This is a genomic window from Streptomyces sp. NPDC087310 (genome assembly GCF_044744405.1).
Lineage (GTDB): Bacteria > Actinomycetota > Actinomycetes > Streptomycetales > Streptomycetaceae > Streptomyces.
Genome location: NZ_JBIUYF010000005.1, coordinates 138,709 through 161,811, shown reverse-complemented (window position 1 = coordinate 161,811; position 23,103 = coordinate 138,709). Strand labels below are relative to the sequence as shown.

The following is a 23,103-nucleotide window of genomic DNA, read 5'->3' as shown; positions in this document are numbered from 1 at the left end:
AGGAGGTGCTTCACGATGACCGCTCTCGCACACGAGGTGACGCCGGTGACGGACCACACGCAGGCTTCCGTGCCGGTCTCCGACCTGGACGAGTTCCTGTGGCAGACGTGGAAGAGCATGGAACTCCCCGAGGGCTACCGCGCCGAGATCATCGAGGGGTCCATCGAAGTGTCGCCGACCGGTCGCCGTCGTCATGGCGTGCTCATCAACCGTCTTCGCCGGGCGCTGGAGGCCCGTCTGGCGGGCGGTGACGTCGCTCCGTACCAGGACGTCAACGTCATCCACCGCCGGAAGGTCTGGATTCCGCACCTCCTCGTCGCGCCTCTGGACCTGGACGAGATCCCCGACGAGGAGGATCTCGGCGTGGACGCCGCAGGCGTCGCCATGGTGGTCGAGGTCGTCTCGCCCGGGCACCGGAGCACCGTCCGCGACCGGGCTCGCAAGCGTCGCGAGTACGCTCGCGCCGGCCTCCCGCTCTATGCGCTCGTCGATGATCACGACGGCGAGGGAACGGTCGTCATCCTGACGGCGCCCAACCCCGAGAAGGCCACCTACGCCGATGAACACCGCGTCCCCTACGGCACGGACGCGGTCATCCCGGACGGCCCGGTCAAGGGCTTCGCCATCGGCGAGGCGATCACCCGGGCGTAACGGCCCCCGCGGGTCCGGATCCCGCGGGGCCCCCGTGGGTCCGGATCCCGTGGGCAGGCCGGAAACGCGTGGCACCCTGCGGCCCCGGCCCCCTCCTACCGCCCGCACCGCATCACGGTGAGGAAGCCCGCCCAGGGGCCGCCCAGGGGCCGTCCCCGCAGAGCTCCTCTGAGCCACCGGAACCCCTGGGGACCCCGGAGCCCTCGCTCAGACCTTCCGGTGGCCTATCAGGCGCGGCTTCGGCTCCAGGTTCTCCAGGCCGTGCCACGCCAGGTTCACCAGGTGCGCCGCCACCTCCGACTTCTTCGGGCGGCGCGCGTCCACCCACCACTGGCCCGTCAGCGCCACCATGCCGACCAGGGCCTGCGCGTACAGCGGGGCCAGCTTCGGGTCGAAGCCGCGGTTCTTGAACTCCAGGCCGAGGATGTCCTCGACCTGCGTGGCGATATCGCTGATCAGCGACGCGAACGTGCCCGTCGACTGGGCGACCGGGGAGTCACGGACCAGGATGCGGAAGCCGTCCGTGTACGTCTCGATGTAGTCGAGCAGGGCGAACGCCGCCTGCTCCAGCAGCTCCCGCGGATGGCCCGCCGTCAGGGCGCTCGTGACCATGTCGAGGAGCTGGCGCATCTCCCGGTCCACGACCACCGCGTACAGCCCCTCCTTGCCGCCGAAGTGCTCGTACACGACGGGCTTGGAGACCCCGGCCTTCGCCGCGATCTCCTCCACCGACGTCGCCTCGAAGCCCTTCTCGGCGAAGACCGTACGGCCGATGTCCAGAAGCTGCTCGCGCCGTTCCGCTCCGGTCATACGGACCCGGCGGGTCCGCCGGCCCGTCGCGGGACGGGCCTTCTCCGTGCTGCCCTGCTTGCTCGTACCGCCGTCGATCGCCACGGTGCCCATCATGCCTTGGCGGGTGCGCTCTTGCGGCGGGAGTCCAGGCGGGAGGCGCTCGGCCAGCGGGCGTCGCTCGCCCACCCCAGCTTCTCGAACCAGCGGATCAGCCGCGCGCTCGAATCGAGCTGCCCCCTGAGCACGCCGTGCCGCGCGCTCGTCGGGTCCGCGTGGTGCAGGTTGTGCCAGGACTCGCCGCAGGAGAGCACCGCCAGCCACCACACATTGCCCGAGCGGTCCCGCGACTTGAAGGGCCGCTTGCCGACCGCGTGACAGATCGAGTTGATCGACCAGGTGACATGGTGCAGCAGCGCCACCCGCACCAGCGACCCCCAGAAGAACGCCGTGAAAGCCCCCCACCAGGACATCGTCACCAGACCGCCCACCAGCGGCGGCACCAGCAGCGAGACGAGCGTCCACATCGCGAACTGACGCGACACCGCGCGGATCACCGGATCCTTGATCAGGTCAGGGGCGTACTTCTGCTGCGACGTCTGCTCCTCGTCGAACAGCCAGCCGATGTGCGCCCACCACAGCCCCTTCAGCAGCGCGGGCAGCGTCTCGCCGAACCGCCACGGCGAGTGCGGGTCGCCCTCCGCGTCCGAGAACTTGTGGTGCTTACGGTGATCCGCCACCCAGCGGACCAGCGGGCCCTCCACGGCCAGCGAACCCGCCACGGCGAGCACGATCCGCAGCGGACGCTTCGCCTTGAACGCGCCGTGCGTGAAGTAACGGTGGTAGCCGATCGTCACACCGTGACAGCCGATGTAGTACATCGCCACCATCAGGCCCAGGTCCAGCCAGCTCACACCACCCCACGACCAGGCCAGCGGCACCGCCGCCAGCAGAGCCAGGAACGGCACCACGATGAAGAGGAGCAGCGCGAACTGCTCCAGGGAGCCCTTGCTCTCCCCTCCGATCGTGGCGGAAGGTAGCGGAGTGGACCCGGAGGGTGACGGGTAAGGGGAATCGTTCATCACGTCAGGAGGCGTGGGCATGGGGGATCCCTGGGGTGAGGAGTGAAGAGGGGGGAGGGGAGCGAGTGGGGGGGGGGGAAGTGGGGGAGCGGAAAGGCGTCGTACGGGGAAATCGGACAGAAGCCCGGATACAGGTGCGTAACCTACGGCAACGTAAGTATGGCAGCGCCGAACCACGAGGCAAGAGGGCTGTGGATAACGTCAGGCGAAGGCCACCTATCCTTGGACCGTCGGACAGCGCGGTCCGTAAAGTCTCCAGAACCCTCCAGACGTGCTCAAACACTGCAAGGAGCCGCACCTGTGAGCAGTGCCGACCAGACCCCATCCGCCAACACGGAGCTCCGCTCGGACATCCGCCGTCTCGGTGACCTCCTGGGCGAGACCCTCGTACGGCAGGAAGGCCCGGAGCTCCTCGAGCTCGTCGAACGGGTCCGCGCCCTCACGCGCGAGAACGGTGAAGCCGCCGCCGAGCTCCTCGGGGACACCGACCTGGAAACCGCGGGCAAGCTGGTCCGCGCCTTCTCCACCTACTTCCACCTTGCCAACGTCACCGAGCAGGTCCACCGGGGCCGCGAGATGCGCGAGCGCCGCGCCGCCGAAGGCGGCCTCCTCGCCCGTACCGCGGACCGCCTCAAGGACGCCGACCCCGAGCACCTGCGCGCGACCGTCAAGAACCTCAACGTACGGCCCGTCTTCACCGCACACCCCACCGAAGCCGCGCGCCGCTCCGTACTCAACAAGCTCCGCCGCATCGCGGAACTCCTCGAAGCCCCCGCCCTCGCCTCCGACCGGCGCCGCCACGACCTGCGGCTCGCCGAGTCCATCGACCTGATCTGGCAGACGGACGAGCTGCGCGTCGTACGGCCCGAACCCGCCGACGAAGCCCGCAACGCCATTTACTACCTGGACGAACTGCACATCGGTGCCGTCGGCGACGTACTCGAAGACCTCGTCGCCGAACTGGACCGCGTCGGCGTCGAGCTGCCCCCCGGCACCCGCCCCCTCACCTTCGGCACCTGGATCGGCGGCGACCGCGACGGCAACCCCAACGTCACCCCCGAGGTCACCCGCGAAGTCCTGATCCTCCAGCACGAGCACGGCATCACCGACGCCCTCGAACTCGTCGACCAGCTCCGCGGCCAGCTCTCCAACTCCATCCGCTACACCGGCGCCACCGACGAACTCCTGGACTCCCTCCAGAACGACCTCGTCCGGCTCCCCGAGATCAGCCCCCGCTACAAGCGCCTCAACGCCGAAGAGCCCTACCGCCTCAAGGCCACCTGCATCCGGCAGAAGCTCGTCAACACCCGCGAACGCCTCGCCAGGAACATCCCCCACGAGAACGGCCGCGACTACCTCGGCACCGCCGAACTCCTCGACGACCTCACCCTCATCCAGACCAGCCTGCGCGAACACCGCGGCGGCCTCTTCGCCGACGGCCGCATGGACCGCACCATCCGCACCCTCGCCGCCTTCGGCCTCCAGCTCGCCACCATGGACGTACGGGAACACGCCGACGCCCACCACCACGCGCTCGGCCAGCTCTTCGACCGCCTCGGCGAGGAATCCTGGCGCTACGTCGACATGCCCCGCGACTACCGGCAGAAGCTCCTCGCCAAGGAACTCCGCTCCCGCCGCCCCCTCGCCCCCACCCCGGCCCCGCTCGACGCCGCCGGCGAGAAGACCCTCGGTGTCTTCCACACCGTCCGCCAGGCGTTCGAACGCTTCGGACCCGAAGTCATCGAGTCCTACATCATCTCCATGTGCCAGGGCGCCGACGACGTCTTCGCCGCCGCCGTCCTCGCCCGCGAAGCCGGACTCCTCGACCTCCACGGCGGCTGGGCCAAGATCGGCATCGTGCCGCTCCTCGAAACCACCGACGAGCTGCGCGCCGCCGACATCATCCTCGACGAGATGCTCGCCGACCCCTCCTACCGACGCCTCGTCTCACTCCGCGGCGACGTCCAGGAGGTCATGCTCGGCTACTCCGACTCCTCCAAGTTCGGCGGCATCACCACCTCCCAGTGGGAGATCCACCGCGCCCAGCGCCGACTCCGCGACGTCGCCCACCGGCACGGCGTACGACTCCGCCTCTTCCACGGCCGCGGCGGCACCGTCGGCCGCGGCGGCGGCCCCTCGCACGACGCGATCCTCGCCCAGCCCTGGGGCACCCTCGAAGGCGAGATCAAGGTCACCGAACAGGGCGAGGTCATCTCCGACAAGTACCTCATCCCCTCCCTCGCCAGGGAGAACCTGGAACTGACCGTCGCCGCCACCCTCCAGGCATCCGCCCTGCACACCGCGCCCCGCCAGTCCGACGAAGCCCTGGCCCGCTGGGACTCCGCCATGGACACCGTCTCCGACGCCGCACACGGCGCGTACCGCACCCTCGTCGAGGACCCCGACCTCCCCGCCTACTTCTTCGCCTCCACCCCCGTCGACCAGCTCGCCGACCTCCACCTCGGCTCCCGCCCCTCCCGGCGGCCCGACTCCGGCGCCGGCCTCGACGGCCTCCGCGCCATCCCGTGGGTCTTCGGCTGGACCCAGTCACGGCAGATCGTGCCCGGCTGGTTCGGCGTCGGCTCCGGCCTCAAGGCGCTCCGCGCCGCCGGACCCGACACCGTCCTCGACGAGATGCACGAGCACTGGCACTTCTTCCGCAACTTCCTCTCCAACGTCGAGATGACGCTCGCCAAGACCGACCTGCGGATCGCCCGCCACTACGTCGACACCCTCGTCCCCGACCACCTCAAGCACGTCTACGAGGCCATCGAGGCCGAGCACGCCCTCACCGTCCAGGAAGTCCTGCGCATCACCGGCGGCGAGAAGCTCCTCGACTCCAACCCGGCACTCCAGCAGACCTTCGCCATCCGCGACGCCTACCTCGACCCGATCTCCTACCTCCAGGTCTCGCTGCTGGCCCGCCAGCGCGCCGCCGCCGAGAAGGGCGACCCCGCCGACCCGCTGCTGGGCCGCGCCCTGCTGCTCACGGTCAACGGCGTCGCGGCCGGACTCCGCAACACCGGCTGACCGGCCCCACCCCGTAACGACGTCTGCCCCCGCACCGGGTTTCCGGTGCGGGGGCAGACCCCGTCATACGGGCGCGGACAGACCTACGCGGACAGACCCACGCCGTGCCTCACAGGACTCACAAGGTTCACAGGACTCACAGGACTCACAGGGCTCACAGGGCTCACAGGGCGAAGAACGTCGCCACCAGCAGCACCCCGCCCGCCACCGCCGCACCCCACGCCGTACGCGTCAGCCGCAGCCCGCCCCCGATCACCAGCGACGCCAGCAGCAGCGCACCACCCAGCGGCACCCACGCGTACAGCAGACCCGCCGTATCCGTACGCACCAGCTCGTTCGTGCCGGGCTTCACCACCACCCGGAGCTCATCGCCCTTCCGCACGGCGACGGACTCCTCGATCGTCATCCGCCCCGGCTCACCCCCCGGACCGTCCGCCACGTACCGCCCCGAACACGCGCCGTCACGGCACCCCGTCACCGTCAGCGTCCCGTGCTCGCGGCCCTTGGCCAGCACCACATGCTGCGCGTCGTTCCACGACGTCCAGACGGCCGCCACGAGCAGCAGCAGGACGACCGCGCCCATCGCCGCCCGATGGCCGAACGAGACGATACGGGCGGACGGGGCGGGCTTCCGCTTCCCCTTGCCGGCCGCCCCCTTCTTCCGTTTCCCAGGAGTCACAGGGCTCATAGGGCGGGATCCTTGGCCATGGGAACGCGCCCGGTCAAACCACGGGCAGGGGAAAGCACGGCAATGCGCGGGCTTGTCAGGAGTTGTACGTGCTCTGCGCGCGCTCCAGCCCGTCCATCACCAGAGCCTCCACCGCGTCCGCCGCACGGTCGACGAAATACGCCAGCTCCTTGCGCTCCACCGACGAGAAATCCTTCAGCACGAAATCCGCGACCTGCATCCGCCCCGGCGGCCGGCCGATCCCGAACCGCACCCGGTGATACTCCGGCCCCATCGCCTTCGTCATCGACTTCAGCCCGTTGTGACCGTTGTCCCCGCCGCCCAGCTTCAGCCGCAGCATCCCGTAGTCGATGTCCAGCTCGTCATGGACCGCCACCACACGCGCCGTCTCCACCTTGTAGAAATCCCGCAGCGCCGTGACCGGACCGCCCGACAGGTTCATGTACGACGCCGGCTTGGCCAGAACCACCCGCCGGCCCGCAGGGCCAGGACCACCGAGCCGGCCCTCCACCACCTGCGCCTGCGCCTTCTGCGCCCGCCGGAACGAGCCGCCGATACGCTCCGCCAGCAGATCGGCCACCATGAACCCGACATTGTGCCGGTTGGCCGCGTAACCGGGCCCGGGGTTCCCCAGGCCCACGATCAGCCAGGGGGCAAGGGCATCCGTGGTCATCCGCGCCGTCTCTCCTCGCGCACTCGTACAGCTACAGGGACATCTACAGGGGCATCTACAGGGACAGCTACAGCTACAGGCCGGTGGGTGTGCGGATACAGCGAACGGGGTGGCCGGCCCGACAGGCCCGCCACCCCGTGAAACGCCGTCCGCGGGATCAGCCCTCGGAACCCTCGGCCTCGGCCTCGTCCGCCGGCTCCTCGGCCTGCGCGGCCAGGACCTGGATGACGACCGCGTCCTCGTCCGTCACCAGCGTCGTGCCGGACGGCAGCGGGACATCCTTCGCCAGGATCGACGCACCGGCGTCCAGACCCTCGATGGAGACCGTGACGGACTCCGGGATGTGCGTGGCCTCGGCCTCGACGGTCAGCGTGTTGAGGACGTTCTCCAGCAGGTTCGCACCCGGCGCCAGGTCATCCTCGGTGTGCACCGCCACCTCGACGGTGACCTTCTCGCCGCGCTTCACCGCGAGCAGGTCGACGTGCTCGATGTGACCCTTGATCGCGTTGCGCTGCACGGCCTTCGGGATGACCAGCTCGCTGCGGCCCTCGATGTCCAGGCTGATCAGCGCGTTCGCCGTCTTCAGCGCCATCATCAGGTCGTGACCCGGCAGGGTGACGTGGACGGTGTCCGCACCGTGGCCGTAGATGACCGCGGGGACCTTGCCGGCGACGCGCGTACGGCGGGCCACACCCTTGCCGAACTCGGTACGGACCTCGGCGCTGATCTTGACTTCAGCCATGGCTGACGCACTCCTCGTAAGTTAACGCGGGTACCCCGGTAACCGGGACACGAAATCGGGCCGTCACCCGGCCACAACGGGCCTGCTACGAAGAGCGCGTCGATAACGGACCAGCCGCACACAGGTGCGGCCTCCCTCGCCGAGCAACCCGATGAGTCTACCCGGCGGGGAGGCCGCCCCAGAAATCGATCTTCCAGCAGGCCACCGGCCTCAGCGGCCGGCGGTCACGCCTGCTCCTCGAAGAGGCTCGTCACCGAACCGTCCTCGAACACCTCACGCACCGCCCGCGCGATCGTCGGCGCGATCGACAGCACCGTGATCTTGTCCAGATCCAGATTGCCCGGATCCGGCAGCGAATTCGTGAACACGAACTCACTCACCTTCGAATTCTTCAACCGGTCCGCCGCCGGACCCGACAGCACCCCGTGCGTCGCCGTCACGATCACGTCCTCCGCGCCGTGCGCGAACAACGCGTCCGCCGCCGCACAGATCGTGCCACCGGTGTCGATCATGTCGTCCACCAGCACACACACCCGGCCCGACACATTGCCGACGACCTCGTGCACCGTCACCTGATTCGCGACATCCTTGTCCCGCCGCTTGTGCACGATCGCCAGCGGCGCACCCAGCCGGTCGCACCAGCGGTCCGCCACCCGCACCCGGCCCGCGTCCGGGGAGACCACCGTCAGCTTCGACCGGTCCACCTTCCCCGCCACGTAATCCGCCAGCACCGGCAGCGCGAACAAGTGATCCACCGGACCGTCGAAGAAGCCCTGGATCTGGTCCGTGTGCAGATCCACCGTCAGGATCCGGTCCGCACCCGCCGTCTTCATCAGATCCGCGACCAGCCGCGCCGAGATCGGCTCCCGGCCACGGTGCTTCTTGTCCTGACGCGCATACCCGTAGAACGGCACGATCACCGTGATGCTCCGCGCCGACGCCCGTTTCAGAGCGTCGATCATGATGAGCTGCTCCATGATCCACTTATTGATCGGAGCGGTGTGGCTCTGGATCAGGAAACAGTCCGCACCACGGGCCGACTCCTGATAACGAACATAGATCTCACCATTGGCGAAATCGAAAGCCTTGGTCGGCACGATCCCGACGCCGAGTTGTTGCGCGACCTCCTCGGCCAGCTCGGGGTGGGCGCGGCCGGAGAAGAGCATCAACTTCTTCTCGCCGGTCGTCTTGATCCCGGTCACAGCACTGTCTCCTCAGACGTGTTGATGGCCGCCGAGCCCGCGCGTCCCTGCGAGGCGTCCCTGCAAGCCAGCCGAATCGTGCAGATGTGCAGTTATCACGGTACGCCGTGATCGGTGCGCCTCTTTCCGGTCAGCTTTCCCCCGCGCCGCCCCCGGACGCCGACGCCGCCGCCTGCGCGGCAGCACTCCCCGGACGCTTCCGCGCCACCCAACCCTCGATATTCCGCTGCTGGCCACGGGCCACAGCCAGCGAACCCGCCGGCACATCCTTCGTGATCACCGACCCGGCGGCGGTGTAAGCACCGTCCCCGACCGTGACAGGCGCCACAAACATGTTGTCCGAACCCGTCTTGCAGTGCGAACCCACCGTCGTATGGTGCTTCGCCTCACCGTCGTAGTTCACAAACACGCTCGCCGCACCGATGTTCGTGTACTCACCGATCGTCGCGTCCCCCACATACGACAGATGCGGCACCTTCGTACCCTCACCGATCGTCGCGTTCTTCATCTCCACATACGTACCCGCCTTCGCGCGCACGCCCAGCCGCGTACCCGGCCGCAGATAGGCGTACGGACCCACCGTCGCGCCCTCACCCACCTCCGCGCCGTCCGCCACCGTGTTGTCCACCCGAGCGCCCGCACCCACAGCCGTGTCCTTCAACCGCGAGTTCGGCCCCACCTCCGCGCCCTCCGCCAGATGCGTCGACCCCAGAAGCTGCGTCCCCGGATGCACCACCGCGTCCTGCTCGAACGTCACCGTCACATCCACGGACACCGACGCCGGATCCACCACCGTCACCCCCGCCAGCATCGCCCGCACCAGCAGCCGCTCGTTCAGCAGCCGGCGCGCCTCCGCGAGCTGTACGCGATTGTTGATCCCCAGGATCTCCCGATGATCACCGGCCACCGACGCCCCCACCCGGTGACCCGCCTCACGCAGGATGCCCAGCACATCCGTCAGGTACTCCTCGCCCTGACTGTTGTCCGTACGCACCTTGCCCAGCGCGTCCGCGAGCAACTGCCCGTCGAACGCGAACACCCCCGAGTTGATCTCCCGGATCGCCCGCTGCGCGTCCGTCGCGTCCTTGTGCTCGACGATCGCGGTCACCGCGCCGCTCGCCCCGTCCCGCACGATCCGCCCGTACCCCGTCGCGTCCGGCACCTCGGCGGTCAGCACCGTCACCGCGTTGCCGTCGGCGGCATGGGCCTCCGCGAGCGCGTTCAGCGTCGCGCCGGAGAGCAGCGGGGTATCACCGCAGACGACGACCACGGTGCCGTGCGGCGTGCTCCCCAACTCCTGGAGCGCCATCCGCACCGCATGCCCGGTGCCGAGCTGGGTGGCCTGATAGGCGGTGCGCACGCCGTCGTACGCCGTGGAGAGATGGCCCTCGACCTGCGCGCGGGCGTGGCCGACGACCACGACGAGCTGCTGCGGTTCGAGCTCTTGCGCGGCGGACACGACATGTCCGACGAGCGAGCGCCCGCAGACCTCGTGCAGGACCTTGGGGGTCTTCGACTTCATGCGGGTACCTTCACCCGCTGCGAGGACGACGACGGCTGCCGGGCGGTTGGCGCTCACGGGGATGCCCTTCGGCTTCGGGTGATGGTCAATCGCAGGATACCGGGGGGTAGCGGGGCGTAAACGAGGACGGGTCCCGACCGGTGAGGTCGGGACCCGAACTTAGATGCTCCCCTGCCAGGACTTGAACCTGGAACAAGTTATCCAAAGTAACCCGTGTTGCCGATTACACCACAGGGGATGGCAAGCCCAGTATCAACCGGACATTTTCCTATCGGTCGAGCTGGTGGCTCCTACTATGCCGTACCACCAGCCCTCGATGCGACGGTAAAGCTCTGCGCTTTGAGAGACCCGGATGACCAGGCAGCCCCTGTAGGTCTCGCCCACGTTCTTTCGTACGGTCTTCGGGTTGTGCTTCTTGAGGGTCGTCTTCCGGAAGGTGGCTGGGTCGACACGGACCTGGTCCGCCCAGTACCGCTCCGCCGCCTCCGTGTCGGCGGATTCGTGGATCATGACCCGGTAGCTCAGGCGCTCGCTTCCCACTCCGACCAGCTTGAGCCAGGCAAGGAAGAGCTGGATCACGCCCGCGTCACTGTTGACGAATATGACGCTTTCGCGACGTGAGTACGGCTTGTCCTTCGTGCCCTCGGCCCAGTACAGCGCGACCCCGGCGATGAAGAGATCCCGGTCGCTCAGGGCGCCGATCTCGCGCGTCGCGGCCGCCTTCGTCTCCTGGCGGGCCTCATCACGTATGGCCAGCTCGTGATCCCACCGCTTTCGGGCCGCCAGCTTCGCCTGTTCTTTCGCGTCGCGCCGGTCCGGCTTCGGCAGGTCCCGTACCCACAGGGAGATCGAGCCCTTCGAGCAGCCCAGCTCCACCTGGATCTGGTCGTACGTGAGCCCCTTCAGACGCAGCTCGCGGGCCTGGTCGCGTAAGTCGTCCTTGGCGTTGGGGCGCTTGGTCCATTCCGGGGGTGGTTCGCCCTCCAGGAGGCGGTTGAGGAGGTCGTTGTTGTCGATGTGGACGCGGTCGCGGATCTGCCGGCGGCTCAGGCCCTCCCTGCGCAGGGCCACCACCTGGGTGCGAAGTCCTTCGAAGTCGGCGTATTTGCCGGGAAGTGTCGTCATGCCTCGTATCGTCCTGCGGAATCCGAGCCTCCGGCTCGAATGCGCGGGCGATTCACCAGTTCGAGTGATCGACTCGTGTTCCCGGTGTGGCGTGCCGTGATTCGGGGTCCCGAGGTCGCCGGATATTGGGGTGCGGGCCCCCTTAGGCTGGGAGACATGACCACAACGGGGGCACACCGGGACTCTGCGGGCATGGCTGCTCGTGGCTACTGGTGGTGGGAGCGGCGGCGGAGTGTCGTGCTGGATGTGGGGCTGGCGATCGTGTCGGCCCTGGAGTGCGGGTTGCAGGGGGTGCAGTTCGCGGAGACCGCGGTGCTGCCCGTGCCGGTGGGGGTGCTGTTCGGGCTGATCGCCGGGTCGATGCTGCTGGTGCGGCGGCGGTGGCCGTTCGCGGTGGTGCTGGTGTCGATCGCGATCACTCCGGCGGAGATGGGCTACCTGATGGGCCTGGTGGGGCTGTACACGCTCGCCGCGTCCGAGGTGCCGCGCCGGATCATCGGGGCGCTGGCCGGGATGTCGTTCGTCGGGACGCTGATCGTGACGGCGGTACGGATGTCGCGGAACGTGGTGGACACGGGGATCGATTCGACGCGCTGGTACGTGCCTCTGGTCGCGGTGCTGATGTCGGTGGGGCTGACGGCGCCGCCGGTGCTGCTGGGGTTGTACGTGGGGGCCAGGCGGCGGCTGATGGAGAGCCTGCGGGAGCGGGCGGACAGCCTGGAGCAGGAGTTGTCGCTGCTGGCGGACCGGGCGGAGCAGCGGGCGGAGTGGGCGCGTACGGAGGAGCGGACGCGGATCGCGCGGGAGATGCATGACGTGGTGGCGCATCGGGTGAGTCTGATGGTGGTGCATGCGGCGGCGTTGCAGGCGGTGGCGTTGAAGGATCCGCAGAAGGCGGTGAAGAACGCGGCTCTGGTCGGGGACATGGGCCGGCAGGCGTTGACGGAGTTGCGGGAGATGTTGGGGGTGTTGCGGGCGGGGGAGCAGGTGGCGGCGCGGCAGGCGGACGGGGTGGCGGGGGCGTCTGCGGGGGTGCCGTTGGCTTCGGTGGGTCTGGCGGCGGCTGCGGCGGCGGCTGCGGCGGCGGAGGACGGTCCGGGGATGGGGGACATCGAGGCGTTGGTGGGGGAGTCCCGGGATACGGGGATGGTGGTGGAGCTGATGGTGCAGGGGGAGTCGCGGTCGTATGCGCGGGAGGTGGAGCAGACCGCGTATCGGGTGGTGCAGGAGGCGTTGACGAATGTGTTGAAGCATGCGGCGGGGGCGAAGGTGATGGTTCGGCTCGCGCATCGGGAGGCGGAGGTGGCGATGCAGGTGGAGAACGGGCCTTCGGATGGTGGTGCGCAGGACGCGGGGTTGCCGAGTGGGGGGAATGGGCTGGTGGGGATGCGGGAGCGGGTGGTGGCGCTGGGTGGGGTGTTTGTGTCGGGGGAGACGGATGCGGGGGGTTTCCGGGTGTCGGCGGTGTTGCCGGACCGGCGGGGTGCGGCTGTCTGAGAGTGGTTTCCGGGCCGGCGGTCATCCGGTGAGCTGGGTGGCGTGGTGGTGGTGTCGGTCGTCGGCGAGGGTGGCGGGGTGTACGGCGGTTGTTCCGAAGCGGTGGCGGGCGCGGTCGGCGGCGGCTTCGGCGGCTCGGGCGCGGTCTTCGGTGGGGTCCAGGGAGAGCTGGCGGTGGGTGTGGTGGGCGGGGCGCAGGTCGTCGGCGCGGAGGGTGAGGGCGCGGACGCGGGCGCGTTGGAGTCCGAGGGTGTGGAGGAGTTCGAGGGCGGTTGTGGTGAGGGCGGGGGAGTGGTCGGTGGGTTCGGTCAGGGTGCGGGTGCGGTGGGTGGAGCTGTGGTCGGCGTATCGGACGGTGAGGGTGAGGCGGCCGGTGGTCCGGTGTTCGCCGCGCAGGCGTTGGCCGATGCGGTCGGCGAGTCCGAGGACGGCTCGGTGGTGCCGGGCGGGGTCGAGGCAGTCCCGTTCCAGTGCGAGGTCGGCGGCGAGGTGTGCGGCGGGTTCTTGTGGGGTGACGGGGTGGGGGTCGTGGCCTTGGGCGCGTTCGGCCAGGAGGCGGGCCGGGGCTGCTCCGACGATGCGTTGGAGGGTCGCGGTGGGGGTGGTGGCGATCTGGCCGATGGTGTGCAGGCCGTATCGGCCGAGGGTGGTGGCGGTGGTGTGGCCGATTCCTGGTAGTGCGGTGAGGGGGCGGGGGTGGAGCCAGGTGGCGGCTTGTCCGTCGGGGATCCAGGTGGTGTCGCCGGGGGCGGAGGCGTCGGCGGCCATGGCGGCCAGGGTGCGGTTGGCGGCGAGTCCGGCGCTGCTGTCGATGTCGTAGAGGGCTTTCAGCCGGAGTTTGGCGAGTTGGACGAGGTCGTAGGGGGAGAGGTCGAAGTAGCGGAGTGCGGAGGTGAGGTCGAGCCGTACGGCGTGGGGTGGGAGGGCTTGGACGTGGGGGGTGATGTCTGACATCAGTTCGACCGCGTCGTCGTACCGCTTTTTGTCGGGTACGGCGTGCAGGTGGAGGTGGGCGATGTGCCGTGGGCGGGTGGTCATCCGGCGCTCCCGGGGCTGCGGTGGCCGAGTTTTCTGAGGTCGGCCGGGTGGCTGCCGGCCGGTCGCAGGTCGGCGTAGGGGTGGAGGCGGGCGCCGGTGGTGCCGTCGGCCAGGGTGCGTCGGGGCTGGGCGGGGGTGGGGTGCGGGTGGTCGGCGCCGAGGAGGGCGAGGGCGGCTTCGGGGCCGTGGTCGCGGCGGGTGGCGGCGATGAGGTCCAGGTTCCAGGCCATGGTGCCGACGATGGTGCGGCGGGTGCCGCGTACCTGGACGGTGCCGCGGACGAGCAGGAGTCCGCTGTGGAAGACGGTGTGGGCGCAGGCGGGGTGGGAGTCTTCGAAGAAGGCCAGGTCGATGAGGCCGGAGCCGTCTTCCAGGGTGACGAAGATGATGCGTTTGCCGCTGGCGATGGGCGGGGTCTGGGTGGCGGCCCGTACTCCGGCGACGAGGACTTGCCGGCCGGCGGTCAGGTCGGTCAGGTGGGCCGCGTCGGTGGCGCCGATCTCCCGTAGCAGTCGGTGGTGGTGTTCCATCAGGTGCTGGGAGACGTCGATGTGGAGGGTGGTCAGTTCGGCGTTGAGGGCTTCGCGTCCGGTCATTTCGGGGAGGCCGCTCGGTTCGGCTCCGCCGACGGCGTCGGTTCCGAGGGGCAGTTGGCCTTCGGTCGCGGTGCGGGTGCGGGTGGCGCGGTGGAGTTCGGTGATCTGGAGCAGCAGGTCGCGTCGGGTGAGGCGGCCGTCGTGGAGGGGGTTGAGTGCGCCGATCTCCGCGAGGCGTTCGGCGAGCGGTCGGCTGGGCCGGGCCCGTTGCCAGAAGTCCGACAGTGATCCGTAGGGTCGGCCTTCGTCGATCCGGGTGGCTTCTTCTTCGCTGATGCCGTGGACGGCGGTGAGTGCGAGCCGTACGCCCCATCGTTCGCCGTCGGTCCGTTCCACGGTGTGCCGTGTGGTGGAGTGGTTGACGTCGACGGGCAGGAGGGGGACGCCGCGGCGGCGGGCGTCGGCGACGATGACGCGTTTCGGCCACATGCCGGGGTCGTGTTCGAGGAGGCCGGCGAGCAGGAACGCCGGGTAGTGGGCTTTGAGCCAGGCGCTTTGGAGGGCGGGTACGGCGAAGGCGACCGCGTGGGCCCGGCAGAAGCCGTAGGCGCCGAAGGATTCGACGGTTTTCCATACTTCGTCGCGGACGGTGGCGGTGTAGCCGCGGGCGGCGGCCTGCTGGTGGAACCAGGTTCTGATGCGGGGGAGCCGGTTCTTCTCCCCGAGTGCCCGTCGGGCGATCTCGGCCATGGCGCGGTCGCAGCCGGTCAGTACGGTCAGGGTTTCGATGATCTGTTCGTGCCAGATGGTCACGCCGTAGGTGTCGGCGAGTACCGGTTCGAGGTCGGGGTGGGCGTACTCCGGTGTGCCGCCGTGGCGGGCGGCGATGTACCGCTCGGGCATGCCGCCGGCGACGGGTCCGGGGCGGAAGAGGCTGATGTCGGCGATGACGTCCTGGGGGTCGCGGGGCTGGAGGCGGGAGAGGAGGTCCTGCTGGCCGGGGGATTCGAGCTGGAAGAGGCCGATGGTCTGGCTCTCCTGGATGATTTTGAACGCGAAGACGTCGTCGAGGGGGACTTGTTCCGGGTCGTCGAGGTCGATGCGGTTGCCGGTCGTCCGTTCGATCTCGGTGACGGCGTGGGCCATCGCGGACTGCATCCGTACGCCCAGGACGTCGAGTTTGATGTTGCCCAGCGCTTCGATCTCTCCCTTGGCGGCCATGGCCATGGGGTAGTCGCCCTGGGGGGTGGGCTGGACCGGTAGCCGGTCCAGGAGCGTGGCGTCGCTGATGATCACTCCGCAGGGGTGCATGGCCATGCCGTGGACCAGGGAGTCGAGTCCTTCGGCGAGTTCCCACAGCGGTCCGTACCGGTCGGCTTCGGCTGCCAGTGGGCGCAGTTCGGGGAGTTCGGCGAGTGCGCTCGTGATGTCGGAGGCCCGCAGGTGGGGGAAGCTCTTGGCGATGCGGTCGATGTCGGCGGGGGCGATGCCCAGCGCCAGGCCGGTGTCGCGCAGGGCGCGGCGGGCCCGGTAGGTCTCGGGCATGGCGGTGACCGCGACCCGTTCGGGGCCGAACCGGGCGAAGATCGCGTCGTAGCACTCCAGTCGCCGGGCGGACTCCACGTCGATGTCGATGTCGGGGAGGGTGTCGCGGCGAGCGCTGAGGAAGCGTTCGAACAGCAGCCGGTGGTCGAGGGGGTTGGCGGTGGCGATGTCGAGGGCGTGGCAGACCATCGAGCCGGCGCTGGAGCCGCGGGCCGCGACGCGGATGCCCAGTTCGCGGATGTCGGTGACGACCTGGCCGACGGCGAGGAAGTACGAGTCGTATTTCTTCGCCGAGATCACGGTCAGTTCTTCGTCCAGCCGGTCGAGTGCGGCCCGGTCCCGGTCCAGGCCGCGCCGGACCAGGCCGGCCTCGCAGCGTTGGCGCAGCAGGCGTCCGGCGCCGTCCGCGCCATCTGCAGGGGGGCCGGCGCCGAAGACGGCCGGTTCCGGGAAGTGCGGGGTGCCCAGGCCGAGGTCGGCCGCGGGGTCGACGGCGCACGCGTCCGCGGTGGCGGCGGTCTCCGCCAGCAGCCGGGCCGCCCGCCGGGTGTCGGCCCCGGCGCACGCGGCGATCCGCTGGGCGAGGTCCGCCATGGCCGTCCCGTCCTTGAGCCAGCGCTGACCGCCGTCCAGGCTCCGCCGGTCGACGGGCCGCAGCAGCCGGGCGGCGTCCAGGACATCGGCCAGCCGGTGCTGGTCGGGGTCGGCGTAGCGGACGGCGTTGGAGAGCACGGCGGGGGTACGGGTGCGGTCGGCGAGCGCCAGGGTGCGGGCGGCGAGCCGCAGTGAGCCGGGGGCGGTGCCGGGCCTGGAGTGCAGGACGGTCTCCAGCCGTACCCCGTCCCCGAAGATCTCCCGCCACGGTGCCAGCAGCCGCTCGGCGACGTCCTCGCGGCCGGCCGCGAGCGCCCGTACCGGTTCGGAGACCGGACCGAGCAGGACGGTCAGGCCGGGGCCGCCGTGTTCGCGCAGCGCCTCCCAGCCCACGGTCACCTGCGCCGCGCCGGTAGTGGTCCCGGTGGGCGCGGCGTGCGCGGCGGAGGTGATGCGGCACAGCCGCGCCCAGCCGGCCCGGTCCTGGGCGAGCAGGACGAACCGCAGGGCGGGTTCGACGACATGGGCGCCGCCGCGGGCGGGGGTACGGGTCCGCCGCGCGGGAGGGGGCGGTGCGAGGGCTTCCACGGCCAGGTCGATGCCGAAGAGGGGGCGGATCCCGGTGGCGGCGCAGGCCCGGGCGAACCGCACGGCTCCGGTGACGGTGTCACGGTCGGTGAGCGCGAGCGCCGCCATGTCGCGCTCCGCCGCCCGCCGGACGAGGTGCTCGGGGTGGGCGGCGCCGTAGCGGGCGGAGTATCCGGACGCGACGTGCAGATGGGTGTGGCCCGCCATGCCGCACCTCCGTCACTCCACCCCGTTCAGCCACCCGACCGATGCCTGTCTCGTACTCTCGTTCGATTACTCTAGCCGCGTTGTCCCCGGTCAGCGACTTTTTTCGTACAGGTGATCGAGAGTGGGCGGGTGTGGTGTGCGGGCCGGGCGGGCGTCCCTCCGTCACATCCGTGCCCGGGCAGCGGAGTTGGGTGCGGTCGCGCTCCGCGTCTCGCGGGTGGTGGCGTACGTCACCACGCGGTGGCCCGCGGCGGGATCGGGTACCACCCGCCCGTCGTTACTCTCGGTGATGGCGGGTGGGGCTCAGGGGACGGCTCAGGAGGAGGTCAGGGGGAGGGCTCAGGGAGAGGTCAGGGAGAGGTCAGCCGGGCCGGTTCCAGGCCGGTGATCAGTGTCTTCAGCGCCTGGTCGATGTCCGGCCCCACGTACCAGTCCCCGGTGTGGTCGATGCTGTAGACGCGGCCCTCGCTGTCGATCGCGAGGACGGCCTGCCCCTCGCCCTCCTCGCCGAGCGGGCTCAGCTCCGTCTCCAGCGACCGGCCGAGGTCGGTGAGGGTACGGGCATGGTGGAGCCCGGCGGTGGGGTCGATACGGAGGGTGGCCGGGGCGATCTGGCGGCCGGGGCCCGGGGCGGTGATGTGCAGGCCGCCGAATTCGGCCCATGCCTCGACCGCGGCCGGGAAGACGCTGAGCCGGTGGCCGGCCGGGGTGATGTGGGCGCGCAGGACGTCCGCCCACCCCTCGGCCTGCTGTATGTCCCAGCGTCCCGGCAGCCAGCCGGCGTCGCGCAGCGCGGCGTCGACGGGGACGGGGAAGCGGGTGCTGGTGTGCGGGCGCGGGTGGCCGGCGGCGTGCGGGTCGGGCATGGTCAGCCGTTCTCGGTGGGGTCGACGGGCCGTACGCCGAAGTGGGCGAGCAGCGCCGTACAGGAACGGCAGGGCGGGGCGTAACTTCCGTGCAGCGGGTCGCCGTCCTCGCGGATGCGGCGCGCGGTCAGCTTGGCGTGCTTGAGGGAGCGCCGTGCCTCGCCGTGGGTCAGGGGTTTTCGCCGGGCTCTCTTGGAGCGGGCGGCCTCGGCGGCGGTGAGGTGACGGGAGAGCAGTATGGCCTCGGGGCAGCGGCCGGTGAACCGTTCGCGCTGGCCGCTCGTGAGGGTGTCGAGGAAGTCCTGCACGAGGAAGTGGAGGGCGGGCGGCTGGTCGGCCTTGCCCGCGGTGCAGGTGAGGGTCTCGCCGCGGACGGAGAGCGCGGCGGCGACGGCCGGCAGGATGCCGTCCCTGCGCCGCCGGACGGTCGGCGGGAGCTGCTCCTCGGTGGCACGCCAGCTCAGCCGCGGGTCGCCGGAGACTCTCGGCTCGCCGGAGGCTCTCGGAGCGCCGGGGACGCCCGAGGCGTCGGTCCTGCCGGTGGTGCGTGGAGCGGTGTACTCGGCGAGCTCCGTGTGCTGTGCGGTGTGCATGGTGCTGGTCCCCTCCCCTCACCGGCGGCCGGTAGCCGCCGGTGTCACGCCCCCCATGTTGCTGGGACAGCCTGCCAAATGTGACGCACTGTGGGGAAGCTGGGGAGCCGATCCGCGTAGATCGGCGTGGATCGGTGTAGATCGTGACGTGGAATCGTCACTGGGCCACGCGGGGAGTGACCGTTCGTCACCGGGTGCGAGGGGCGGTGCCGGGGCGCCCGCCGCCGTGGGGTGGACGTAGCTGACTGTCACCGGCCGGAGGCGGGGCGCGGGGCGGGATCCGGCCGGGGGAGGAGCGTCGCGGGCACCTCTTGCCCCACCGCATAGGCTGTGCTGGACCAGGGCTGTGGAACCAGCCGGAAGCGCAGCAGGGGGCAACCGCCATGACGACAGGTCGGCTCGGGCAGCAAGCCGCGCCACCGAACGCGGCCTATGCCGGGCAGGTCGTGCATTTCCCGGACCCGGTCCGGGCCTCCCGGCATCCCAGAGGTGTACGGGTGGGTGCCGACGGCTACCCGGATTTCGCGCCGTACGCGCGCGCCGCCGCCGAGATAGCCGAGCCCCCCGAGGGGTTCGGCGTGGACGAACTGCGGCTGACGGACTACGTGTCCGCGAACGCCGCGCTGGCCGCGGCGGGCCATGAGCTGTGGGACACGATCGCGCCGGTGGCGACACCGCACGGCTGGACCTGGCACCACGTGGCGGGTTCGCGCCGGATGGAGCTGGTGCCGGTCGAGGTGAAGGCGCTGCTGCGGCACCACGGCGGTCTGGCGACGGCGCCGGTGGACCACGGCAAGCGCGGCACGCGTCCGCTCCAGGAGACCCGGCCGGTGCACTTCGGGCTGCCGAAGGCGTCGGTGTCGGTGAGCGAGCAGCAGGTGCTGGGCGTGGAGGAGGACCTGGGCTACCGGCTGCCGGGCTCCTACCGCTCGTTCCTGAAGGCGGCGGGCGGCTGCGCGCCGGTGGGCGCGGCGCTCGACGCGGAGCTGGGGCTGCTGGTGGACCAGCCGTTCTTCACGGTGCGGGACGAGGCCGCGGTCAACGACCTGGTGTACGTCAACAAGTGCCTGCGGGACCATCTCACCAAGGACTATCTGGCGGTCGCCTTCGTGCAGGGCGGGCTGCTCGCGGTGAAGGTGCGGGGCGAGCGGGCCGGTTCGGTCTGGTTCTCCGCGTACGACGACGCCCGGGACCAGGACGGCTGGGGTGTCCAGGAGCGGGTGGAGCGGCTGCTCCTGCCGTGCGGCGACGACTTCGACGCGTTCCTGCTGCGGCTGGCGGGCAGCCCGCCGGAGCTGGAGACCGTGGCGAACCTGATGGTGGACGGCGGCTTCGCGCGCGCCGTCCCGGTGGAGGGATGAGCGCGGTGGTGACCTTCGCGCAGGCGCAGGAGCGCGCGGAAGACTGGGTGAACGGCGAGGTACCCGGCTACCAGCACCGTGAGGTGCGGGTGCGGGAGTTCGAACTCGGCTTCGTGGCGTGGGCGGAGGACCGCGAGAACGGTCCGACGTCGGACGGCGGCCGGCAGCGGCTGGTGATCGCGCGGGACAGCGGTGAGGCGACGCTGTGGCCGGGGCTGCCGGTGGGCGAGGTCATACGCCGGTACGAGGAGGAGTACGGGACGCGGGGCGAGCCGCAGGCCGCCGCGGCGCCCGAGGCGCCGGCGCGTATCGATCTGAACCAGACGTCGTTCCTGCTGACGCCGCCGGAGTGGCTCCAGGACGCGGCGGACAAGATCGGCATTCCGGACCGCAGGAAGCCGGCGGACCCGTCCGCCGCTCCGGCCGCTCCGGGCGCCGCGGCGTCCGGCGGTCCTGGCGGCGGCTCGCTCGGCGGTGGCGCTTCCCTCGGCGGTGGCGGCGGCTCGCTCGGTGGTGGCGCTTCCCTCGGGGGCGGTTACGGCACGGGCCCGGCCGGGGCGCCCGGCACGGGCGCCTCGCAGGGCAGCTCCGCCCGCCCCGCCGCGTACGAGCCCACGGCCAACGACGGTGTGCCCGCCCCGGTGTCCGCCCCGCCGCCCGGGGCGACGCCCTGGACCGGGATCGACACCAGCGAGACGTCCACCTCGCCCGACGAGGGCTCCGTACCGCTGCCCGCGACGGTCTTCGCGCCGCCGCTCGCCGGTGCCGACGACGATGACACCCCGCCGCCGAGCGTGCCCGCCGAGGCGCCGACCGCGCTGATGTCCGGCGGCAGCCAGTTGCCCCGTACGACGCTGGCGTCCGCGCTGAGCGCCCCGGAGACCGGGACTCCGGCGCCGGGTACGCCGGGCGCCCCTGCTGCTCCCGGTGCTCCCGGTGCTCCGGGCGCTCCCGGCGCTCCTAGTGCTCCTGGCTCCGGCAGCGGTGACATCGCCGACGCCGCGACGAGCAAGGCCGCCGTACCGCCGCGTGGCGCGCGCGGGAGCGGCTCCGGCGCGGTACCGCCGCCGCCCGGCGCGCCGGGCGTTCCCGGTGCGACCCCGCCGCCCGCCGCCCCGCCCGCGCCGTCGGGTCCGGGTACGCCCGGTGCCCCGGCCGGTGGCTACCTGCCGACGCAGCTCGCGCCGAGCATCGGCTCCCAGATCCCGCAGCCACCCGGACCGCCCGGTCCGCCCGGTCCGCCTCCCGGCACTCCGCCGGGCGGTGTGCACCAGGCGGCCACGATGTTCGCCGACCCCAGCCAGGGCCAGGGCATCCCGGGCGCCCGGCCCCCGCAGCCGCCGGGCCCGCCCGGCGCCCCGGGAGCCCCAGGAGCGCCCAGCGCCCCGGGAGCCCCAGGAGCACCCAGCGCCCCGGGTGTCCCGGGTGCACCGGGTGCCCCCGGTACGCCCCCCGGTGGGGTCCATCACGCCGCGACGATGCTGGCGGGACCGGACCGGACGGGTGGCGGTTCCGTACCGCCGCCGTCGGCCCCCCGGCCGCCCGGTGCCCCTGGCATGCCGCCGGGCACGCCGCCCGGCGGTATGCCAGGAGGGATCCCCGGCGGCCCCGGTGTCCCCGGCGGCCCCGGCCCCGTGCCCCCGTCGTACGGTTACCCGCCGCAGCCCTCGGGGCTGCCGACCGTCGGCCCCGGCTACCAGGCCGTGCTGCGCTACCGCGCGCCCGACGGCTCCGAGGCGCAGATCATCCGGCGTTCCGCGCCCGGCACCCCGCACCCCGAGTGGCAGATCCTGCACGAGCTGCGCGGGATGAACGTGCCGCCGCAGCAGGTGCTCGAACTCCACACGGAGCTGGAGTCGTGCGAGCTGCCCGGCGGCTACTGCGCGCGGATGATCCGGGAGACCTGGCCGCAGGTGCGGATCACCAGCGTCGCCCCGTACGGTCAGGACCACGCCAGCCGGCAGCAGGGCATGCAGCATCTCCTCACCCACCAGGGCGAGTTGCACCAGGTCGCGGACGGTCCCGCGCGCCCCGCGCCGGTCCGGGCACCGCTGCCGCAGGTGGCGCCCGCGCCGCCGGTGCCGCCCGAGGGGATCGCGCAGGAGCTGGCGGGGGCGTTCGGCCCGCAGGGCATCTGCCGGTTCGACCAGCGCGCCGTGTCCCGGCAGGGCGTGCCCGACCTGGTGGCGCGCACCCTGGTGTGGGCGGGGCTGCCGGCCGACTTCGGGCCGTTCTTCTGGGCGCAGCCCCCGCAGCCGGTGGTGCCGACGCTGGCCGAACTGGCCGCGCAGCGGCAGGTGCAGCCGGCCCCGGACGCGGGTTCGTACCTGGTGATGGGCAGCGACTTCGGGCGGGCGCTCTGCGTGCAGTACGGTACGGCGCACATCATGGCCGTACCGGTGGAGGCGGGTCCCGGCGGGCAGCCGGTGCCGCCGCAGTTCGTGAACACCGGGCTGCCGGAGTTCACGCGCTCGCTGGCGCTGCTGGGACGGATGTGGCGGCTGCGCTTCGGGCTGACCCCGGAGCAGGCGGGCCGCTGGACCGTCGACTTCCAGGCGCAGTTGGCGGCGCTGGACCCGGCGGCGCTGTCGTCGCCGGAGAACTGGTGGTCGGTGCTGCTGGAGCAGATGTGGGACGGATTGCTGTGACGGTTCGTTAGAACACACGCGTCGGTACGGATGACCGAGGCGCCCACCGCATGGCGGTGGGCGCCTCGCTGTACCCGACCTGACTCTCTGATTCTGTGGTCTGCCCGAGAGGGGCTTTCAAGAATG

At 71.2% G+C, this 23,103-nt stretch carries 17 protein-coding genes and 1 tRNA gene; 5 read left to right on the top strand and 13 right to left on the bottom strand.

Going from position 1 to position 23,103, the window contains the following annotated elements; all coding sequences use genetic code 11:
* The first annotated feature begins 15 nt into the window (after positions 1 to 15).
* The gene (locus ACIO3P_RS19940) at positions 16 to 651 is read left to right on the top strand and encodes a Uma2 family endonuclease (RefSeq protein ID WP_401852697.1); all 636 of its coding nucleotides are present in this window, start codon (positions 16 to 18) and stop codon (positions 649 to 651) included.
* A gap of 207 nt (positions 652 to 858) precedes the next feature.
* Here ACIO3P_RS19940 and ACIO3P_RS19935 read toward each other — a convergent pair whose 3' ends face one another.
* Both ACIO3P_RS19935 and ACIO3P_RS19930 read right to left on the bottom strand, forming a co-directional pair.
* The gene (locus tag ACIO3P_RS19935; RefSeq protein WP_401795814.1) at positions 859 to 1,554 is read right to left on the bottom strand and encodes a TetR/AcrR family transcriptional regulator; all 696 of its coding nucleotides are present in this window, start codon (positions 1,552 to 1,554) and stop codon (positions 859 to 861) included.
* Positions 1,554 to 2,543: a fatty acid desaturase gene (locus ACIO3P_RS19930; protein WP_329823400.1), complete on the bottom strand. Its 990-nt coding sequence runs from the start codon at positions 2,541 to 2,543 to the stop codon at positions 1,554 to 1,556. The genes ACIO3P_RS19935 and ACIO3P_RS19930 overlap by 1 nt, the downstream gene beginning before the upstream one ends.
* Before the next feature lie 279 nt (positions 2,544 to 2,822).
* On the opposite strand from ACIO3P_RS19930, the gene ppc reads away from it, so the two are divergent.
* Positions 2,823 to 5,552: a phosphoenolpyruvate carboxylase gene (gene ppc / locus ACIO3P_RS19925; protein ID WP_329823402.1), complete on the top strand. Its 2,730-nt coding sequence runs from the start codon at positions 2,823 to 2,825 to the stop codon at positions 5,550 to 5,552.
* A 163-nt stretch (positions 5,553 to 5,715) separates the two neighbouring features.
* Here ppc and ACIO3P_RS19920 read toward each other — a convergent pair whose 3' ends face one another.
* The 7 genes from ACIO3P_RS19920 to ACIO3P_RS19890 all read right to left on the bottom strand — a co-directional run bounded on the left by ACIO3P_RS19920 (position 5,716) and on the right by ACIO3P_RS19890 (position 11,504).
* The gene (locus ACIO3P_RS19920; protein WP_401795566.1) at positions 5,716 to 6,240 is read right to left on the bottom strand and encodes a hypothetical protein; all 525 of its coding nucleotides are present in this window, start codon (positions 6,238 to 6,240) and stop codon (positions 5,716 to 5,718) included.
* A gap of 76 nt (positions 6,241 to 6,316) precedes the next feature.
* Positions 6,317 to 6,913, bottom strand: coding sequence for an aminoacyl-tRNA hydrolase (gene pth, locus ACIO3P_RS19915; RefSeq protein ID WP_401795569.1), 597 nt, complete (start codon positions 6,911 to 6,913; stop codon positions 6,317 to 6,319).
* 157 nt (positions 6,914 to 7,070) lie between these two features.
* Entirely contained in the window at positions 7,071 to 7,655 is a 585-nt protein-coding gene (locus ACIO3P_RS19910) for a 50S ribosomal protein L25/general stress protein Ctc (protein WP_401852694.1), read from the bottom strand.
* Positions 7,656 to 7,879: 224 nt separating this feature from the next.
* Entirely contained in the window at positions 7,880 to 8,857 is a 978-nt protein-coding gene (locus tag ACIO3P_RS19905; RefSeq protein WP_329823405.1) for a ribose-phosphate diphosphokinase, read from the bottom strand.
* A gap of 130 nt (positions 8,858 to 8,987) precedes the next feature.
* Positions 8,988 to 10,436, bottom strand: a complete 1,449-nt coding sequence (glmU, locus tag ACIO3P_RS19900; protein WP_401852691.1) for a bifunctional UDP-N-acetylglucosamine diphosphorylase/glucosamine-1-phosphate N-acetyltransferase GlmU — start codon at positions 10,434 to 10,436, stop codon at positions 8,988 to 8,990.
* A 109-nt stretch (positions 10,437 to 10,545) separates the two neighbouring features.
* Positions 10,546 to 10,617 (bottom strand) — tRNA-Gln (locus tag ACIO3P_RS19895).
* Between the two features lie 14 nt (positions 10,618 to 10,631).
* On the bottom strand, positions 10,632 to 11,504 hold the full coding sequence (locus ACIO3P_RS19890; protein ID WP_401795575.1) for a hypothetical protein: 873 nt from the start codon (positions 11,502 to 11,504) through the stop codon (positions 10,632 to 10,634).
* 156 nt (positions 11,505 to 11,660) lie between these two features.
* On the opposite strand from ACIO3P_RS19890, the gene ACIO3P_RS19885 reads away from it, so the two are divergent.
* Positions 11,661 to 13,001, top strand: coding sequence for a histidine kinase (locus ACIO3P_RS19885; RefSeq protein WP_329823409.1), 1,341 nt, complete (start codon positions 11,661 to 11,663; stop codon positions 12,999 to 13,001).
* Between the two features lie 21 nt (positions 13,002 to 13,022).
* Here ACIO3P_RS19885 and ACIO3P_RS19880 read toward each other — a convergent pair whose 3' ends face one another.
* The 4 genes from ACIO3P_RS19880 to ACIO3P_RS19865 form a co-directional block, all read right to left on the bottom strand.
* On the bottom strand, positions 13,023 to 14,039 hold the full coding sequence (locus tag ACIO3P_RS19880; RefSeq protein WP_401852688.1) for an ImpB/MucB/SamB family protein: 1,017 nt from the start codon (positions 14,037 to 14,039) through the stop codon (positions 13,023 to 13,025).
* A complete protein-coding gene (locus ACIO3P_RS19875; protein ID WP_401852686.1) occupies positions 14,036 to 17,509 on the bottom strand; it encodes a DNA polymerase III subunit alpha in 3,474 nt (1,157 codons plus the stop codon). The genes ACIO3P_RS19880 and ACIO3P_RS19875 overlap by 4 nt, the downstream gene beginning before the upstream one ends.
* A 350-nt stretch (positions 17,510 to 17,859) precedes the next feature.
* Complete coding sequence (locus tag ACIO3P_RS19870; RefSeq protein ID WP_329823413.1) at positions 17,860 to 18,375, bottom strand: SUKH-3 domain-containing protein; 516 nt, start codon at positions 18,373 to 18,375, stop codon at positions 17,860 to 17,862.
* A gap of 2 nt (positions 18,376 to 18,377) precedes the next feature.
* Positions 18,378 to 18,968, bottom strand: a complete 591-nt coding sequence (locus ACIO3P_RS19865) for a YwqJ-related putative deaminase (RefSeq protein ID WP_401852684.1) — start codon at positions 18,966 to 18,968, stop codon at positions 18,378 to 18,380.
* Positions 18,969 to 19,351: 383 nt separating this feature from the next.
* Between ACIO3P_RS19865 and ACIO3P_RS19860 the strand changes: the two genes are divergently transcribed.
* Both ACIO3P_RS19860 and ACIO3P_RS19855 read left to right on the top strand, forming a co-directional pair.
* Positions 19,352 to 20,329, top strand: a complete 978-nt coding sequence (locus tag ACIO3P_RS19860; RefSeq protein WP_329823415.1) for an SMI1/KNR4 family protein — start codon at positions 19,352 to 19,354, stop codon at positions 20,327 to 20,329.
* A gap of 5 nt (positions 20,330 to 20,334) precedes the next feature.
* Positions 20,335 to 22,977: an SUKH-4 family immunity protein gene (locus tag ACIO3P_RS19855; RefSeq protein WP_401853240.1), complete on the top strand. Its 2,643-nt coding sequence runs from the start codon at positions 20,335 to 20,337 to the stop codon at positions 22,975 to 22,977.
* Positions 22,978 to 23,103 lie beyond the last annotated feature (126 nt).